The sequence below is a fragment of the Legionella erythra genome, assembly GCF_001467615.1.
Lineage (GTDB): Bacteria > Pseudomonadota > Gammaproteobacteria > Legionellales > Legionellaceae > Legionella_C > Legionella_C erythra.
Map to the genome: position 1 here is coordinate 303563 of NZ_LNYA01000034.1, position 17510 is coordinate 321072.

A 17510-nucleotide genomic window follows, 5' to 3' on the forward strand; every position below is an offset into this window, starting at 1 on the left:
CTCACAATTGTCCTACCAGGTTGGCAAACAGTTCGCCACGATGATTAAAATCACGAAACATGTCCATGCTGGCGCAGGCTGGGGACAACAGCACCACATCCCCCGCCTGGGCCTGATTTTTCGCCTGAATAATTGCGTCATCCAGGGACGCGGCATGCAAGACCGGCACCAAATCACCCACGGCCTTGTCAATCTTGTCGGCATCCGTGCCAATTAACACCATGGAACGTACATACCGGCTCACCGGTTGGCGAAGGTCAGTGAAATCCGCCCCTTTTCCCAACCCGCCGGCAATTAACACGATTTTACCCTGTATGGCGCCGCCTATGCCTGAAATCGCTGATTGCGTCGCGCCGATATTGGTTCCCTTGGAATCATTAATCCAATCCACACCCTGCAGGGTTCTTACCCACTGGCAGCGGTGAGGCAAGCCCGCAAAGGTGGTTAAAACCGTGACCATGGCTTCACGGCCAATGCCTAAGGCCTTGGCCAGCGCACAAGCCGCCAGGGCATTCTGCCAATTGTGGGTGCCTTTAATGTGCAACTTGTCCACAGCAAGAATGAGTTCATCACCACAGGCTAAAAATGACTCCTTACCGTCATTTATAATGCCCCATTGCCCTGGCTCTGGTTTATCCAGCCCAAAGCTGATTCGCCCGGCATCATAAGCCAGAGGGGCCGTTGCTTTATCCTCGCGGTTATAAATCAGTAAATCAGCCTGCCTGTAAATACGCTGCTTGGATTCGGTATAAGCTGTCATGGTGTGGTGCCTGTCAAGGTGGTCAGGCGTAATATTTAAAATGGTGGCGGCTTTTGCGGCTAAGGAATGGGTTAAATCCAGTTGAAAACTCGATAACTCGAGGACCCACACGTCATAGTGAATGCCGTCATCCAGCAAGTCGAGGACCGGATTGCCGATATTGCCGGCCACCGCCACACGGAGGCCGGCGGCTTTAGCCATTTCGCCCACCAGCATGGTGACCGTGGATTTGCCGTTGGTACCGGTTATCGCAATCACTGGCGCTGTGATCTCCCGCACCAGGCATTCAATGTCACCATAAACCGGAATACCGCAGGCCGTCGCCTGTTTCAGAAATGGTTCCTCCAGCGATACGCCGGGGCTGGTAATCACGGCTTTAAGGTGAGGGTAAACAGTCGCGGGCATTTGCCCCAGAAACACATCGACGCCAGGAAATTCGCTGTGAAAATCGGCTAACCCCTCGATTTGGGTCCGCGTATCAAAGGCGATAAACGGCTCGTTTCGCCTCTTGAGATAACGGGCGATGGACTGTCCTGTTTTACCCAGGCCTGCAACGAGATAACATGGTTGATTCATGATTTTCGCCTACCGTAATTTTAAGGTTGCCAAACCACAAAGGACAAAAATAACCGTCATAATCCAAAACCGCACAATCACTTTAGGCTCTGACCAGCCTTTCAATTCAAAATGATGATGCAAAGGCGCCATACGAAACAGGCGCTTGCCCCCCGTGTACTTAAAATAACCCACCTGGAGTATGACAGACACGGTTTCAATCACAAAAAGACCACCCATGATTAATAACACCAGCTCCTGACGAACCACGATGGCGACAATACCCAGGGCGGCTCCCAACGCAAGCGAGCCGACATCGCCCATAAAGACCTGCGCAGGGTAGGTGTTATACCACAGAAAGCCAAGGCCTGCGCCAACGATAGCCGAACAGAATATAGTCAATTCCCCGGTATTGGGGATATAGGGAATAGCCAGGTAATGAGCATACAGGGCGTTGCTGCTGGCATAAGCAAAAATACCCAATGCACCAGCAACCATGACGATGGGCATGATAGCCAAACCATCCAGACCATCGGTCAGATTAACGGCGTTACTGCTGCCTACAACCACAAAATAAGCGAGGACAGGGAATAAGGGGCCTAAAGTAATCAGCCAGTTTTTAAAAAATGGAATCGATAATTGTGTCTGCACAGGAATGCTGGCATTAAAATAGAGGAAGGTCACCGCGAGAATGGCCACCACGGATTGCCAGAAATATTTCCAACGGGCGGGCAAGCCGCGGCTGTTCTTACGCACCACTTTGCGGTAGTCATCCACCCAACCAATGGCGCCGAAACCTAAAGTAACCAGTAACACCAGCCAAAGCGCCGGTTGCCGCAAGTCACCCCATAACAGGCAACTGGATGTAATCGCCACTAAAATCAACAGGCCGCCCATGGTCGGCGTCCCCGCTTTGGACAAATGCGTTTGCGGGCCATCATTGCGAACCATCTGCCCGATTTGCAGGTTTCTCAGCCACTTAATCATCATGGGGCCGCAAAACAACCCCACCAGCAAAGCGGTCAACGCCGCTAAAATGGAGCGGAAAGTGATGTATTGGAAAACCCTGAACGCATGATATTGTCCTTGAAATAACTGCGTTAACCAGTAAAGCATGGTGTCTGTTCCTCTTTGTCAGATTGATTCGATTGCAGCCGGCGTCAGACCGTGCAAAAAGTTGCCAAGCATAGCATAACTGGATTCATCAACCCACCAGTCTATGCACAATTTTCTCCATCGCTGCCGACCGTGACCCTTTCACCAGCACGGTTGTGTCTTTATTCAGATGCGGCAGCAAATCCCGGGCCAAGTCATCCTGGGTCTGATAATGGCATGCCGGCTTTCCAAAGGCTTTGCTGCTGAATTCGCTGTGCTTGCCGCAGGTCATGAGCAAATCAATGCCCTTGCTTTGGGCAGCCCGCCCGATTTCTTCATGATGCTGCTGTGTCCATGCACCAAGTTCGCCCATGTCGCCCAACACCAGAATGCGGCGGCCCTGCCGTTTGGATAATACGTCCACCGCAGTCAGGACAGAACGCAGGTTGGCATTGTAGGTATCATCAATGATGAGGGCATCGTTATGGCCGTGCAAATAAGTCATGCGCCCGGCGACCCCTTTAAACTGATTTAAGCCGCGCGCAATCGTCGCCAAATCAATACCGGCTGCGAAACAGCACAACGCGGCGGCTAAGGCATTGCGAATGGTGTGTTCGCCAGGAACCTGTAAATGAATCGGACTGTCGCCAGCCGGCAACACCAGCGTAAATCGGGCACAACCGCGCTCATCGAACACGATATCCCGCGCATGCGCGTCAACCGGTTTGTGAAGGGAAAAACGCAGCACCTTTTTACTGCTTAGGAGACCATCCCAAAAATGGGCATAGTCGTCATCGTCATTCACTACCGCGGTGCCGCCAGGCGGTAATCCCTCATAGATCTCACCTTTGGCCCGGGCAACGCCATCAATGGAGCCAAACCCTTCAATATGGGCGGGGGCGATATTATTAATGAGCGCCACTTGCGGTTGCACGACCGCCACGGTATGGGCAATTTCTTTCGGATGGTTAGCACCCAGCTCAAACACGGCATAACGGTGCTCCGGTTTGAGCTCAAGAGCAGTCAAAGGCGCACCAATATGATTATTGCGATTGCCGCGAGTAGCCAGTGAAGGTTGGGGCAGAATCGCTGCAATCATTTCCTTGACGGTGGTTTTTCCATTGCTGCCAGTCAAGGCAATAACCTGGCAATCGATCCTGCGGCGATGGCTGGCAGCCAGTTTCGCCAGGGCATCAAGGCTTGAGGGGACAACGCATTGCAGAGTGGAAATGCCTGGGCAAGCCTGTTCGCAGACAATGGCTACCGCCCCTTTGCTCGCCGCCTCGGTAATAAAATCATGGCCATCGAAACGGTCGCCCCGCAAGGCAATGAATAATTCGCCTGGTTTTAATACGCGGCTGTCGATGGCAATGCCATTGATTTCAATGTCTGGCGCCGGGGCGCAACCCAAAAGCTCGGCAATTGTTTTTAAGTTCATAATGATTGCAAGGGTTAAAATGACTAGTGTAATGGTTATTAGGCAAACTCACCAGAGCAGCCCCTAATTCATGGCCAAATTGTGCATAATTTGCAAAATTAGATTATTTCCAGGACTTCATCCAGGCGTTGCAGCACCTGATTCTGCTCCGCCTCCTCAACCAGCAGGCAGACTCTTTTCTCACGAACCTGATGGCCGCTGCCAATCACCACCTGCTTCTGCGTCAAACCCAGCAATTTGGCAAGATAAACCACAAGCTGCCTGTTGGCTTTACCCTCCTGTGGGCTGCCTTTGAGTGCAAGGATGAGGTGATTGTCATTTAGAAACAAGGCATCGACGCGGCTGGCCGGTTTGACCTTGAGCGTCAATTGCATGTGTTGAGGGCAGCAATCAAGCCAGGGCCGACAGCTCGCGTTCACAGGGAATATTCAGTACACGACGATAACGGGCGATGCTTTCTTCGTTCAGCGGACGCCGCATGTCATCCAACAGATAAGTATCCAGGCCATCGCTCAATTGTTTGGCGGTTTCATGCATGATAGCAAAGCGTTCGGCGTCGATGTTGGAATTACCGGAAGTGTGCATGAACAGACACAGACCACGTACGCTGAATGCACCAATATTTTGCAAATCAAACGCGCCGCTTGCGGTAGCCGCGGCCAGACTGCATAACACAGGCCCCTGACCATTGGCCTGCTGGTGGCGGTGAAATAGATGCCCCTCGCCGAAACGAAGACCGGCCGCCAATACCGTTTGCAGCAGTTCATAGCCTGCCAACTGGCGGTTTTCTTTCGCCAATAAAAACATCATGATGGATTGACCCGGATCATTTTTAGTGACGGGTCTTGCTTCCATGGGGCGAGAGTCCAGAGCAGGCCGGGCATCACTAAGGGTTTCAATTGGCCGGATCTCCACACGCGTCTCTACCTCGTCCAGGGTGCCCTGTTCATCAGACACAATGGATGGCCCCTCGGTTGACTGGGTTTTTATAGTAAACTCAGGCAGTTCCTCCCCCCCTTGCGGTTGAAGGTTGACTTTACGGATAGCGATTATATCATCGTAATGCTTTGGTTCGGCTGCCTGACCCAGCGAGGGTTGATAGGCCGCGTGGTTTAGGCTCTGCCTTCTGGCTTTCATCAGGCGGCCAATGGCAACCACTACACCAATGAGTAATAGCACATTGAGTATCAGACTCCAGTTTGCCTGCATGGTTTACTCCTCGTAATTAAAGAGCCCTTGACGTCGCTCTTGGTATTTATCAAGTCTCGCTCATGGACAAGGCTTGTTCAACATCCACTGCAACAATGCGCGACACACCGGGTTCACGCATGGTTACTCCAATTAAATGATCCGCCAGTTCCATGGTTACCTTGTTATGGGTAATAAACAGGAATTGAACGAATTGTGACATTTCTTTCACTAAAGTACAAAATCGTCCGACATTGACATCATCCAAAGGCGCATCGACTTCATCCAGCATACAGAAGGGGGACGGATTTAATTGAAAAATGGCAAAAACCAATGCCACGGCCGTCATCGCCTTCTCCCCTCCAGACAGCAAATGAATCGTACTGTTCCGTTTACCGGGGGGCTGCGCCATTACCACAATACCAGCTTCCAACAGATTATCACAAGTTAGCTCAAGCAGGGCACGTCCACCGCCAAAAAGACGTGGAAACAGTACTTGAAACCGCTGATTGACTTCATCAAAGGTTGTTTGAAACCGTTGCCGGGTCTCTCTGTCCATTTTTTCAATGGCTGTTTGCAGGGTCGCCAGTGCGTCTTCTAAATCCTCATATTGCGAATCCAGATGCTGTTTACGCTGGGATTCCGTTTCATATTCCTCAATGGCTGCGAGATTAATGGCGCCCAGACGCTGGATTTTATTGACAATGTCGATTAGCGCCTCCTCGTGCACTGGCAAGACGGCCTCAGGCTCAAGTCCGGTCAATACGTCTTGAAGCGCCACGCCAAGTTCTGTTAAGGATTCAATCAGCCCGGCCGCACGGACTTTGAGCGTTTGTTCCTCGATTTGCGCCTCCTGGATGATGTTTTGCAATTCGCGGCTTTGCTTGTCGAACGCTTTCAATTGCTCGGATAATCCCTCAATCTGCTGGTTCAGGTGATTGAGGGATTCACGGTGCTGCGCCAGCCGTTCTTCCAGTTCATGATGTTTGAGTATTTTTTCCTCAAGCGAGGATTTAAGGGTTGTATCGGGATCGTGCACATGCAAGAGCTGGCCTTGGACATCCTCCAGACGCTCATGCAGGATTTGCAGGCGCTCTTCATTGCGTTTCAAGGCCTCCTGCAGTTGGCCGACCTTCAATTTTTCGCGCTCAGCCTGTAATTCCGCTTGATGAAGTAAGGCTCGCACAGTGTCTACGGCAGCCTGGCTTGCAGGCAATTCTGAAAGCCAGGTCGTCTTGCCATCCTGTAATTGCTGATAACGGTGAGCCAGCTCCTCAATGACTTGTGCTTCGTCTTCCGACTTGACAGTCAGTTCATGGTGCTCCTCGGCTAAGGACTGCAATTTAAGCAACAAGGCCTCTTGTTCATCCGCCCGTTGCCTGAGTTGTTGATTGGCTTGCAGTAGAGCACGTTCCTGCTGTTGCATCTCGGCGTCTACTCGACGCAGACTATCCTTTATCTCTGCCAACGCGTGCTGACCCGTGGTCGTCAACTCCTGAACAACCACCAGTTGCTCATGTTTTTCATCGCGTTGTTTCAGTAGTCCGTTTAAACGCAGACGGGATTGCTCCAGTTGCTCCGAGAGTTCAGTCAAGGCCTGTTGCCTGGCAAAAATACTCTGGCTGTCGTTGTGGGCAAGTGTGGGGGCTTTTAACCAACCCGGCCCCAGCCAGTATCCCTGCGGAGTCAAAATGGATTCGTGTGCACCGAGCGTGGGAAGCCAGGTCATGGCCTCATTTAGATCGGCAGCCGCTAAAATGGTAGTAAAATCAAGGGGTCCGCAGGCGCTGAACCCCTGCATTTTATCGGACAGGCACGGCCGATCCTGTGTTGAAACAGGACGGGCGTGCGGGCTGACAAACCAGCAATCACCCGGCAATGTCTCGGTTTCAAGCCGGTTATAAAGGGACGTCATGTCTTCTACAACGACGGCTTGCAGCCGATCCTCAAGAATCATCTCACAGGCAGCCTGCCAGTCTTTATCGACCTGCAACACTTCGGCTAAACGCGGTTCTGTTTTCCAATTTTCGTCCAGCGGACTCTCTTCATGACGCCCCAGGGCAGCTTGGATCATGGCCGACAGGGCTGCCTGCTTCGTGTGCAGGGCATACCCTTCATCCTGTTCAGTGCGGATGGCCTGTTCAATGGCTTTTAAATCCTGAGCAATGACCTGCGCCTGCAGGGCATGAGACTGATGCGCCTGCTGCTGTTCGTCAACCTGTAAACGCAGGCTTTGAGCCTCTGCTTTCAGGTGTTCCAGCGTCTCAAGCAGCCTGGCTGTATCCAGCTCGGCATCGTTCCTCATCAGATTATCAAGACGGGTTTGCGTTTCCTGACGGCGCTGCCCCAGGTGTTGCAGCGTCAAGGCGGTCATTTGTTGATCGTGGCGCGCTTTATTGAGGAGCCCCTGGACGTGGTCAGCCTGCTGCTGCCAATCGATTTGCTGCTGCTGATAGTGCTTTAAAATGACCTCTTTGGCGGCCAGTTCATCTTGAAGCAACAGCACATTGGTCACGCATTGTTCATGCGTATCCTGACTTTGCTGCAGGGCTTCTCTATCCTGCGCCTGCTGTGCGGACAAGGACTGCCAATCGTCCTGCAACTGGGCGCGGGCAGTCATCAGGCGCTGCCTGTCACGCTGCTGCTGCTGCAGATTTTCTTCCAGGCGGGCAATTTCCGTCCCCACCTGATAATAACTGTTCTGCACATTCTGCAACTCAGCGTCCTCTTCATGCAGCATTTCACGCAGGGCCACGCTTTGTTGATAAACATCGGTCGAGCGGGCCTGGCCTGCTTCGTAGTTCATGCGCTGTTGCTGGATGGTTTGCTCTATACGCCCCTGCTCTTCGCAAAGCCCCTGCCACTTAAGAACCAGGATTTCCGCTTTCAGCCGGCGCTCGTCCTGTTTAAGTTGCTGGTAGCGTTCTGCCGCTTTTGCCTGACGCTCCAAACGCTGCAATTGCTTATCCAGTTCTTCGCGAATATCCGCTACCCGGGCAAGGTTGTCATGCGTATGCTGAATACGCGTCAGGGTTTCGCGGCGGCGTTCCTTGTATTTGGACACGCCGGCGGCTTCTTCAAGGTAAGCCCGCAACTCGTCGGGCCGTGCCTCGATGAGACGGGAAATGGTGCCCTGCCCAATGATGGAATAACCGCGGGCGCCAGCCCCGGTGCCTAAAAAAATATCGGTGATATCGCGCCGCCGGCAGCGCGTGCCGTTGAGGTAATAAAGGGATTCGCCATCGCGGGTAACAACCCGTTTGACCGAAAGCTCCTGATAGCTTGCGTATTGCCCGGTTAAACGGCCTAAGCTGTTATCAAAAAGCAGTTCAACCGAGGCCTGGCCGAGCGCCTTGCGATTCGATGACCCGTTAAAAATAATATCGGTCATGGATTCACCGCGCAGATTTTTTGCCGAACTCTCGCCCATTACCCAGCGCACGGCATCGATAATATTGGATTTACCGCAGCCATTAGGGCCGACCACAGCCACCAGCTGACTTGGAAAAGGCACGGTCGTGGGATCGACAAAAGATTTAAAACCCGCCAGTTTTAACTGTTTGAGGTGCATCAGGACTTAGCTTAAACGAAATGGGGGATTATAACTTGAAACAGATGAATTTGAGAAGAATCCGCATGTCGGAATGCGACATGCGGAAGCGCGATTATTTAGGCGCGGGCGCTGAAGGAATCAGATTACCAATCCCAAAAGGGGCAGCCAGCTTGTCAATTAATTCCAGCGTCGTGGTGTGCGTATTGGAATTAAACAAACCCATGAAGCGGCTGGTGAGACCCTGGCCGCGATTTAACTTTTCATACAAACTCTCTTCCCGGCCTTTTCCAGCATAAAAATCGCTTAGAATATGGGTTATCTCATCATTGGATTTAGCCCCCTCAAGGCATTGAATAAGAATCCCCAGGTTGGCTGCTTTATCTTTATCCTTAAACCAATGCGTGCGGTTATCCTTCGTTAGGAATTCCTGATACTTGCAAAGCTTGACAAACGCAGGACGCTCTTTAAATGCCTCCACAAATGCCTCCACTTCACTTAATTCCCGTTCCTGTTCTTCAGATAATGGCTTCAGGGCATTTGCGTCCTGATAAAAAATCTCGCCCATTCGGCTGAAAATGGCTTCTTTTTGACCATTAGACAATACCTCTTCCTTCTCTTGAGGCGCTGTACTCACTGCCGGTGTTTGCCTTGTCTCGCGTGTATAAAATTGAGGTGGCTTTATCTGATTAAGCACTTCAAATTCTTTTGCGTACTTAAGCGCACTGCCAATGTAGACATCCAACCGCGTGCGATAACCTGGGTTTTTATCCACAAAATGCACCGCGTTTGCAATCGCAATCAACAGGTAGGCAAACAGACGCTGACGCGTCTCGTTGGTCGCAATGCCGATAGGAGCCTCTTCAAACGCTTTGGCTGCTTTCATTATCCCTTGTTTTGCCTCTTCCCAGGTTACAGGGGTCTCTAACGCAGGAATTTCAACATTGAACTCTTTGCACACTTTTTGTGCATAAATGAGTATTTCGACTGAATTGTATGACATAAGGTTTTCTTTCTGGATTCGTTGTTCCAATTATAACCGAAAGAACCTTATAGAAAAATTAACATCATTGTGTTTCTGAAGAATTCAATCTCAATAATAATTTCTCAATAAAATCAAGACTGGCCTGATAATCCTGCTGCAAGGCGTCGTACTCTGTTCTTAATTTATCGTATTCTTTATTCACGGCCGGAATCATGTCTGGCGTTCTGGTTGCTTTCGGGTGCTTTTCAACAAGGGGCTTGACCGCGTCAGCCTCGTGCCATGAGGCCCGTTCCTGCTCAAGCTGTTCAATGCGCTGCCTGGCCTGATTCAGGGTGGCTTCGTGCCAAAGCAAGGTTAACCCCACGCCCACCGCCAGAGGGAAAGCCCATAATGGCCATACGGATAGGAAAAAATGCAGACCAGTATGCGAACGCTGCACCAGATAGCCTTCGTGTGTGAAACCGCCGAGGTAATGATTGAACAGGTAATACTCCCAAAAATAATACAGAACCGCCAACACCACCACGGTCGTGATTAACAGGGTGTACCAGCTTATTTTTCGGGTTTTGGCATTTGTTTTCAATTCTTACTCTCTCGGTAAATTCCCTACTTGCTAATCTAGCCTAAAAAGCGTGAGAATAGAACAGCAAACGGATAGCAGGAGCAAGGATGACTCACGACGCGGAACTTAGCCATATCATGCAGGTCGTGGCTGAAAAAAGCCTTAAATTGATGACGGAGTTTCAAACACAGCCGACTCACGTGCTGGATTTAATCAAGCAGTATTCAGATGTCACCAATGATTTTATTTCCTTGATGCTGACTTTGCTTAAAAATCCCGAGCAGGTCTGGCAAATGCAGGTAGCCTATTGGAAAGACGCCATGAGTCTGGCCCAGGACCAATTCACCCACTGGCTTGAAGGCAAAGCCATGCCGATTGAAGACAAACGATTCAGCAGTGAAGAGTGGGTTAATAATCCCTTTTTTAATCTATTAAGCCAGCATTACCTCTTGGCCAGTGAACACATGAATTGCCTGCTGGAACAAATCGATTATGGCGATAAGCAACTGGCAAAACGCGTCCAGTTTTTTACCCGCCAGTATCTCGATGCCTTGTCGCCTGCGAATTACCTGCACACCAATCCACAGCTGATGGCAGAGACCATCCAAAGCCATGGCAAAAATTTATTGAAAGGTTTGCATAATCTGCTCACCGATCTGGAATCCGGCTCCACCCGGCTCATTATAAAAATGACAGACACCGACGCCTTTAAAATTGGAGAAAATTTAGCGACTACACCGGGTAAGGTCATTTTCCGCAACGACATGATGGAGCTCATCCAATACACGCCTCAAACAGAGAAAGTCAACGCCATTCCACTGCTGATTATTCCACCCTGGATCAATAAATATTACATCCTTGATTTAAGTCCGCATAATTCCTTTGTGAAATGGATAGTGGAACAGGGTATAACCGTGTTTATGATTTCCTGGGTCAACCCGGATGCCAGTTATGCCAATAAGGGCCTTTATAATTACCTTGATGAAGGCCCGATGACAGCCATCGACATTATCCGCAAGCAATTGGCAGTCAAGAAAGTCAATACTCTGGGCTTTTGTATCGGCGGCACGTTATTGGCCTGCCTTCTGGCTTATTACAATGCCAGTAAAATGATGCCTGTGAACAGCGCAACCTTCCTGGCCTCGATGATTGATTTTAGTGATCCCGGTGATATTTCCGTCTTCATTGACGAACACCAAATCGCGCGTCTTGAAGAACAGATGAAACTGAAAGGCTACCTGGATGGGCGATTTATGGCCAGTACGTTTAACTCCCTGCGTGCCAATGACTTGGTCTGGAGTTTTTTCATTAAAAATTACTTGCAGGGAAAAAATCCCGTCCCCTTTGACATCCTGTACTGGAATGCCGATGCTACCAATATGCCGGCGAAAATGCATTCGACCTATTTACGCTGGATGTATCTGCATAATTACCTGGTCAAACCGGGTAAAGTGCTGCTCAATCACGTCCCCATTGACGTCACACAGGTGACGATTCCCACTTTTTTTGTCTCCACCCTGAAAGATCATATTGCGCCCTGGAAAACCACTTACAAAGGCTTTGAGCTGATGAAAGGTAAGAAACGTTTCCTGTTGGGTGGTTCCGGCCACATTGCCGGCATTGTCAATCCCCCCAATGTGGAAAAATACGGGTATTACCGCAATAACCGTACCGACCAGACAGCAGATGAATGGTTCAAGGAAGCCACTCATCTTGCCGGCTCCTGGTGGCCGGAATGGATGGCATGGCTTAAAAAAGAGTCAGGACGGCTGGTTCAGGCGCCGGTCTTCCGTGAATTGCCCTACCCCGGACTCGTCAAGGCGCCTGGCACTTACGTTTTTAAAACATACAAAACCGACGTTGCTACTCATCCTCAAGCCACGACCGATTAACAATGGGCTATTGGATACCAAACCAGCCGCCCGTATCACCGCCGGCCCAGCAGTCGCCGGCGGCGCAGCCTTTGATTTTTTGCGCACACAATTGGCTAAAGGCGTCTGCCTGACTGATATCCTGCCATTCATAGGCTTTAGGCTGACAATTGCGGCCAATGTATTCCCCCGGCACACGCACCTGCCCCATCACACTGATATCCGGTGAGACCGCGCATACTCCTGGGCGATGCGAATAACAAGCCACGTAACAGCCCGGCTTGTCGCTGTAGCTGTTGTCTGTGGGTAGTAAAACTTTTTTTGCACCGGGGTATGGATGATTCACCACCCCCTGATTCTCAGTGACATACACCGGAAAAGGCGATGGCAGCATCTCATCATTATAGGGTGACTTGAAACTCAATGGCTGCAACGCCTGGCTTTCAGACAGCCAAAGCAAAGCAAGCAAGGGCATTACGTGTTTATTCATCATTTTTTCCATAGCGAGATTGCTTTTTAATTATAGCAAGTGTCAAAAGCTGTTATAATTTACAATTTTCAATCATCATGAGCCTCTCTGAACAACAGGTCATTGACCAAACCCGGCAGTGGGTTAAACAGTTTATTATTGAATATGGCGTTTGCCCTTTCGCCAAACGGGAAGTAACGCGGCAGACGCTGCGCCTGGCCGTGGCAGTCAGTCAGGATACCGAGCAAGCCTTGTACAAACTGATGGACGAGGTGACTTTACTGGATAATGACGCCGCCATCGCCACCACCCTCCTGATTTTCCCTCACCAATTCCATGCTTTTTTTGATTACCTCGATTTCCTTGGCTTAGCCGAGCAACTCTTAAACGACAGCGGCTATGAAGGCATTTATCAACTGGCCAGTTTCCATCCAGACTATTGTTTTGACGCTGTTGATTTTAACGATGCGGCCAATTATACCAATCGCTCGCCTTACCCCATGCTGCACCTGTTGCGTGAAGATGAGCTTGAACAAGCAATTGCCTATTATGGCGACACCTCGCAAATTCCTGAGCACAACATTAAAAAAATGCACGAACTGGGGGTAAATAGACTGGAGGAAATCCTCGCGTCCTGCCGTCGGGTCAGCGAACATGGAGAAAAATAACACTTTTTGTGGTATTTTTATGGGTTACCCCTTAGGCAAAAACAACGATCATGAGCAGGAAAGAACGTATTATTATTGGTATCAGCGGCGCTTCAGGCATTATTTACGGCATTCGCCTGCTTGAAATATTGCGGCAACTGTCGGTTGAAACGCATCTGATTGTGACCAAAGCAGCCCAACAAACCCGTCATTACGAAACCGCCTACACAGCCTCGGATCTGGAGCAACTGGCCAGTCATTCGTACAACATCCATGACATTGCCGCCTGCCTCTCCAGCGGCTCTTATAAAACCTTAGGTATGATCATCGCCCCCTGTTCCATGCGCACGCTGGCTGACATTGCCAGCGGTTGTACCAGCAATTTATTAACCCGGGCAGCCGATGTTATTTTGAAAGAGCGTCGCAAACTGGTCTTAATGGCCAGAGAAACACCGCTGCATTTAGGGCATCTGCGCAACATGGTCAGCGTTACGGAAATGGGCGCCATTATCGCACCGCCGGTTCCCGCTTTCTATACTCAGCCGGCCACCATTGATGATTTGGTCAATCACAGTGTCGGACGCATTCTCGATCTCTTTGATTTTGATCTCGATCTTGTGAGACGATGGGGAGAAACCCAACATAAAGCGGACTAACAATGTGGATAGTATTTGCTTTATTAGCAGCCCTGCTCTGGGGTTTAAATTATTCCCTGGCGGAAAAGCTTTTGCACAGCTTGTCTATTTTTACACTACTTGCACTGGAAATGCTCCTGGGTGCCATGGTGTTTTCATTGCTTGCCGGTTTAGGTCCCTTTAAAAAAGACTGGCAAACCCTGAGTAATGAACCCAATTTATTGATTCTCACCTTAATCCAGATTGTCGTCGTCAGCATGGCCAGTTATCTGATTGCGCTCTCGGTGCGCGCTAAAAATGCCACCGCTGCCGGCATCATTGAATTAATCTATCCCTTGTTTACCATTTTCTTTACCTGGCTGCTGTTTCGTGAAAACCATGCCAATTCATCCGTTTTAATTGGCGGAACCCTCATCTTTATTGGGGTGTTGATTATCAGCCAGGGCTGATTCAGGCCAGATAATAGTGCAAAGCCCAACCGATGAAATAGGCTAAGGCCGCCGTGACGGCGCCTAAGGTGAGTGTTTCAAATCCTGAATAATACCAGGACTTGGGAGACCAGTGACTCTTAATCGCACCAATGATGAAAAACGTGCATCCTGTGAGCAGGCAGGAGTAGAAAAAGGCAGAGGGCCTGTTTAAAACATAAGGTAACAGCGGGATTGCTCCAAAAATCAGAAAAGAAAAGAATGTCCAGGCGGCTGATTTCAAAGGCGACGGCACGGCTTTGGGTAAACCATATTCTTCCTGAAGCATGGTTTTTAACCATAAACCCCGATTGGATGTAATAATCTCAACCAGCTGTTCAAGCATCTCACCCTGCAAGCCTTTGCCAGCAAAAATTTCACGTATTTCGGCTTTTTCACCTTCGGGTTCAAGGCGGAGGTGTTTTTCTTCTATGGCTTTGTATTGTTGATAACGCTCCTGTTCAGCTTTCGTTCCAAGGTAATTGCTTGCTGCCATGGAAAATCCATCCGCCAGTAAATTAGCAAAACCCAGTATCAGGATAACCAGCGATGACAGTTTACCGCCTACCACGCCAGAGACAATTGCAAACGTGGTGACAGCCCCATCGATACCGCCATAAATCCAGTCCCTTAGATAATTTTGCTGATTGGTACTTAGCCGACGTTTGATGTCTAAGGGCGAATGACTGTGTTCCAATGGCAGGCCTTCATCAAAGTAAACCTATAAACTGACATAATTCCCATGAAATGGATAGTCCATTGGGCGTTTCAATAAGAAAGCCTGAAAATCCCATTCATTTATCCAGTGGCCTGACTAGTGAAGGCGGAATAATCCGTGATAACGATATAGAAAAACAGCCGCTTGAGCGGCTGTTTTAGAAGGGTGAAGAATTACTTGGCCACTTGTTCTGCTTTTTTAACATCTTTAGCAAAATTCAGCATGGCTTTTTCCATGATTTGAAACGACTTTTGCATGTAATCCAGCGCTTTATGACCGTTTTCCAACGCAACATTAATTTGCTTGTCGAATAATTCTTCCGGCTTTTTCAGATTAGCCAGTTCATCAGGTTTAATGTAAGACAGGTTTTGTAAAGTCTTGACATTTAACTCAGCGATCGCTTGAACAGGCTCTTGAACCTTCTTGGCGATTTCGCTCCATTTTTCAAAATAGGCTTGATTTACCATTTCATTTCTCCCCAATATGTTGCAGTGCACAATAATAGATTAGTCCTTTGTTACCATGCCTGTCAAGGGATTTTGCAATATTTTTTGCAGTGCAGCATAATTATTTAAAAAAACCCTGCCACTGCTTGAGGAGTTGTTGCATTTGTTGAGACCACAGATCGCTGGTTGTTTTATAATCACTTAAATAGGGATTGTTCTGCAGGGATTTTTCCATGGTCACAAACAATTGCTCCAGCATCTTTTTAAACGATTGACTCATGGGATGATTTGCCAGAATAATGAGCTGCTTTAACATATCAACCGACAAAAACTGACTGGCGCCGCTTTCCATCTCCACAAAGATCTGCAGTAAGGTCGCACTGGTAATGTCTTTATTGCTGACGGAATCTTCCACGCGAAAAGCGATGCCATCAATAACGTAACGCTGCAATTCCTCAACCGTGATATATTGGCTTTTTTCAGTGTCGTATAATCGTCTATTTTTATATTTTTTTACAAGTCTGGTCATTTAATTCTCTAAACCAGCGGCCTGTCAATACATATGCAGGCCACCATTAATACTTAAATTGGCTCCGGTAATGTAGCGGCTTCGATCATCGATTAAGAACTCAATAGCCCAGGCCACTTCCTCCGGTTCAGCCAGTCGTTTTGCCGGGATTAAATTAATGATGGAATCCAGTATATCAGGCCGGATGCCTTTCATGAGGCGGGTATTGACGTAACCGGGCGAAATGCTGTTCACCGTAATGTTTTTACTCATCAATTCCTGCGCTAAACTTTTGGTAAAACCATAAATACCAGCCTTGGAGGCGGCATAATTGGCTTGGGAAAATTGGCCTTTCTGCGCATTCACGGAAGACACATTGACAATACGGCCCCCTTCCTGATCGCGCATAATTTCAACCACAGGGCGAGTCACGTTAAACATGCCATCGAGATTGACACGCAAAACCTCGTCCCATTGTTCTTGCGTCATTTTATGAAAGACGGCATCGCGGGTAATCCCCGCGTTATTAATCAACACGTCGATGCGGCCATATTCGACAAGAATATCAGCAACAGTTAACCGGCATTCGTCAAACTGAGTGACATCCATATGCCGGAAGGCTATCTGATCATAGCCTTCTTTCTTAAGATGACTCAGCCATTCGGTTGCCTGGGCTTTGGAGACGACATCCAACGCAATGATTTGACCATAACGTTTGCTCAACTCTTTGGCAATGGCAGTGCCGATATCCCCAGTGCCTCCTGTTACCAATATCACCTTGTCTTTTTCCATTTTTTTCTCTTTATACTTAAATGAGGAAGCAGAACATTACATATATTGACCACCATTAATATCCAGGTTGGCACCCGTAATAAAACCGGATTCGCGCGCAGCCAGAAAAGCCACAGCATCGGCAATTTCTTCAGGTCGACCCAAACGTCCGACTGGAATGTTGGCAATAATACTTTTCAACACTTCGTCTTTCACACCAGCCAGCATGGGCGTTTCAATGTACCCTGGTGAAATGGTATTGACTGTAATGCCCTTACTGGCGACTTCCAGGGCCAGACTTTTGCTGAAACCAAACAAGGCGGCTTTGCTGGCAGCATAATTACACTGACCAAACTGGCCCTTACGGCCATTGATCGATGAAATGGTGATAATACGTCCATATCCCCTATCCAGCATGGCGGGCAGTACATTGCGGGTAATATTAAAGACGCTGGTCAGATTGGCATCAATGACTTGCTGCCATTGCTGAGGAGTCATTTTTTTAAGGCTGCAATCAGCAGTAATCCCGGCGTTATTGACCAGCACATCAATGTGGCCATAGCGTTCATTGACCAGGGAAACCAGCTTTTCACAATCAGCAAAACTGGCTATATCCGCATAGAGGATATCCACATTAAAACCGGCTTTGCGTTGCTGCTCTTGCCAGGCTTTGGCTTCATCATGCTTTCCATCCTTGAAGTAGCATGCGATGACCTGATACTCAGAAGCTAATTTTTGGCATATTGCTGTGCCAATTCCTCCCGTACCTCCAGTTACAACGGCTGTCATTTTTTCCATAAACAACTCCTTTCAATTGTGTGACTGGTAATTCATTACTTCAAAGC

General features: G+C 49.0%; 18 protein-coding genes. 4 read left to right on the plus strand and 14 right to left on the minus strand.

Going from position 1 to position 17510, the window contains the following annotated elements; all coding sequences use genetic code 11:
- Position 1: 1 nt before the first annotated feature.
- The 8 genes from murD to Lery_RS12670 all read right to left on the minus strand — a co-directional run bounded on the left by murD (position 2) and on the right by Lery_RS12670 (position 10154).
- Complete coding sequence (gene murD / locus Lery_RS12635; protein ID WP_058527595.1) at positions 2-1336, minus strand: UDP-N-acetylmuramoyl-L-alanine--D-glutamate ligase; 1335 nt, start codon at positions 1334-1336, stop codon at positions 2-4.
- Between the two features lie 9 nt (positions 1337-1345).
- The gene (gene mraY / locus Lery_RS12640; protein ID WP_058527596.1) at positions 1346-2431 is read right to left on the minus strand and encodes a phospho-N-acetylmuramoyl-pentapeptide-transferase; all 1086 of its coding nucleotides are present in this window, start codon (positions 2429-2431) and stop codon (positions 1346-1348) included.
- Positions 2432-2519: 88 nt separating this feature from the next.
- Positions 2520-3848, minus strand: coding sequence for a UDP-N-acetylmuramoyl-tripeptide--D-alanyl-D-alanine ligase (locus tag Lery_RS12645; protein WP_058527597.1), 1329 nt, complete (start codon positions 3846-3848; stop codon positions 2520-2522).
- 98 nt (positions 3849-3946) lie between these two features.
- Complete coding sequence (locus Lery_RS12650; RefSeq protein ID WP_131750967.1) at positions 3947-4267, minus strand: DUF167 domain-containing protein; 321 nt, start codon at positions 4265-4267, stop codon at positions 3947-3949.
- On the minus strand, positions 4239-5057 hold the full coding sequence (locus Lery_RS12655; protein ID WP_058527599.1) for a cell division protein ZipA C-terminal FtsZ-binding domain-containing protein: 819 nt from the start codon (positions 5055-5057) through the stop codon (positions 4239-4241). The genes Lery_RS12650 and Lery_RS12655 overlap by 29 nt, the downstream gene beginning before the upstream one ends.
- Before the next feature lie 49 nt (positions 5058-5106).
- Positions 5107-8607 carry a chromosome segregation protein SMC gene (gene smc / locus Lery_RS12660; RefSeq protein ID WP_058527600.1) on the minus strand — a complete coding sequence of 1167 codons (3501 nt, stop codon included), beginning with the start codon at positions 8605-8607 and terminating at the stop codon, positions 5107-5109.
- 94 nt (positions 8608-8701) lie between these two features.
- Positions 8702-9589, minus strand: a complete 888-nt coding sequence (locus Lery_RS12665) for a hypothetical protein (protein WP_058527601.1) — start codon at positions 9587-9589, stop codon at positions 8702-8704.
- Between the two features lie 64 nt (positions 9590-9653).
- Positions 9654-10154 (minus strand): hypothetical protein, encoded by a 501-nt coding sequence (locus tag Lery_RS12670; protein WP_058527602.1) that lies wholly within the window; start codon positions 10152-10154, stop codon positions 9654-9656.
- 86 nt (positions 10155-10240) lie between these two features.
- On the opposite strand from Lery_RS12670, the gene Lery_RS12675 reads away from it, so the two are divergent.
- Entirely contained in the window at positions 10241-12025 is a 1785-nt protein-coding gene (locus Lery_RS12675) for a PHA/PHB synthase family protein (RefSeq protein ID WP_058527603.1), read from the plus strand.
- A gap of 7 nt (positions 12026-12032) precedes the next feature.
- Here the strand turns inward: Lery_RS12675 and Lery_RS12680 are convergent, their stop codons facing one another.
- Positions 12033-12494, minus strand: coding sequence for a hypothetical protein (locus Lery_RS12680; RefSeq protein WP_058527973.1), 462 nt, complete (start codon positions 12492-12494; stop codon positions 12033-12035).
- 77 nt (positions 12495-12571) lie between these two features.
- Between Lery_RS12680 and Lery_RS12685 the strand changes: the two genes are divergently transcribed.
- From Lery_RS12685 to Lery_RS12695, 3 genes are read left to right on the plus strand one after another with little or no spacing between them, the layout of a single operon-like run.
- The gene (locus Lery_RS12685) at positions 12572-13141 is read left to right on the plus strand and encodes a DUF1415 domain-containing protein (RefSeq protein ID WP_058527604.1); all 570 of its coding nucleotides are present in this window, start codon (positions 12572-12574) and stop codon (positions 13139-13141) included.
- A 50-nt stretch (positions 13142-13191) separates the two neighbouring features.
- Entirely contained in the window at positions 13192-13776 is a 585-nt protein-coding gene (locus Lery_RS12690) for a UbiX family flavin prenyltransferase (RefSeq protein WP_058527605.1), read from the plus strand.
- 2 nt (positions 13777-13778) lie between these two features.
- Entirely contained in the window at positions 13779-14204 is a 426-nt protein-coding gene (locus tag Lery_RS12695) for a DMT family transporter (RefSeq protein WP_058527606.1), read from the plus strand.
- 1 nt (position 14205) lies between these two features.
- Here the strand turns inward: Lery_RS12695 and Lery_RS12700 are convergent, their stop codons facing one another.
- The 5 genes from Lery_RS12700 to phbB (Lery_RS12720) form a co-directional block, all read right to left on the minus strand.
- Complete coding sequence (locus tag Lery_RS12700; RefSeq protein ID WP_237759227.1) at positions 14206-14919, minus strand: VIT1/CCC1 transporter family protein; 714 nt, start codon at positions 14917-14919, stop codon at positions 14206-14208.
- 194 nt (positions 14920-15113) lie between these two features.
- Positions 15114-15407 carry a phasin family protein gene (locus Lery_RS12705; RefSeq protein WP_058527608.1) on the minus strand — a complete coding sequence of 98 codons (294 nt, stop codon included), beginning with the start codon at positions 15405-15407 and terminating at the stop codon, positions 15114-15116.
- Between the two features lie 100 nt (positions 15408-15507).
- A complete protein-coding gene (locus Lery_RS12710) occupies positions 15508-15915 on the minus strand; it encodes a polyhydroxyalkanoate synthesis regulator DNA-binding domain-containing protein (RefSeq protein ID WP_058527609.1) in 408 nt (135 codons plus the stop codon).
- Positions 15916-15939: 24 nt separating this feature from the next.
- Positions 15940-16686 carry an acetoacetyl-CoA reductase gene (gene phbB, locus Lery_RS12715; protein WP_058527610.1) on the minus strand — a complete coding sequence of 249 codons (747 nt, stop codon included), beginning with the start codon at positions 16684-16686 and terminating at the stop codon, positions 15940-15942.
- Between the two features lie 36 nt (positions 16687-16722).
- Positions 16723-17463 (minus strand): acetoacetyl-CoA reductase, encoded by a 741-nt coding sequence (gene phbB, locus Lery_RS12720; RefSeq protein ID WP_058527611.1) that lies wholly within the window; start codon positions 17461-17463, stop codon positions 16723-16725.
- Between the last annotated feature and the right edge of the window lie 47 nt (positions 17464-17510).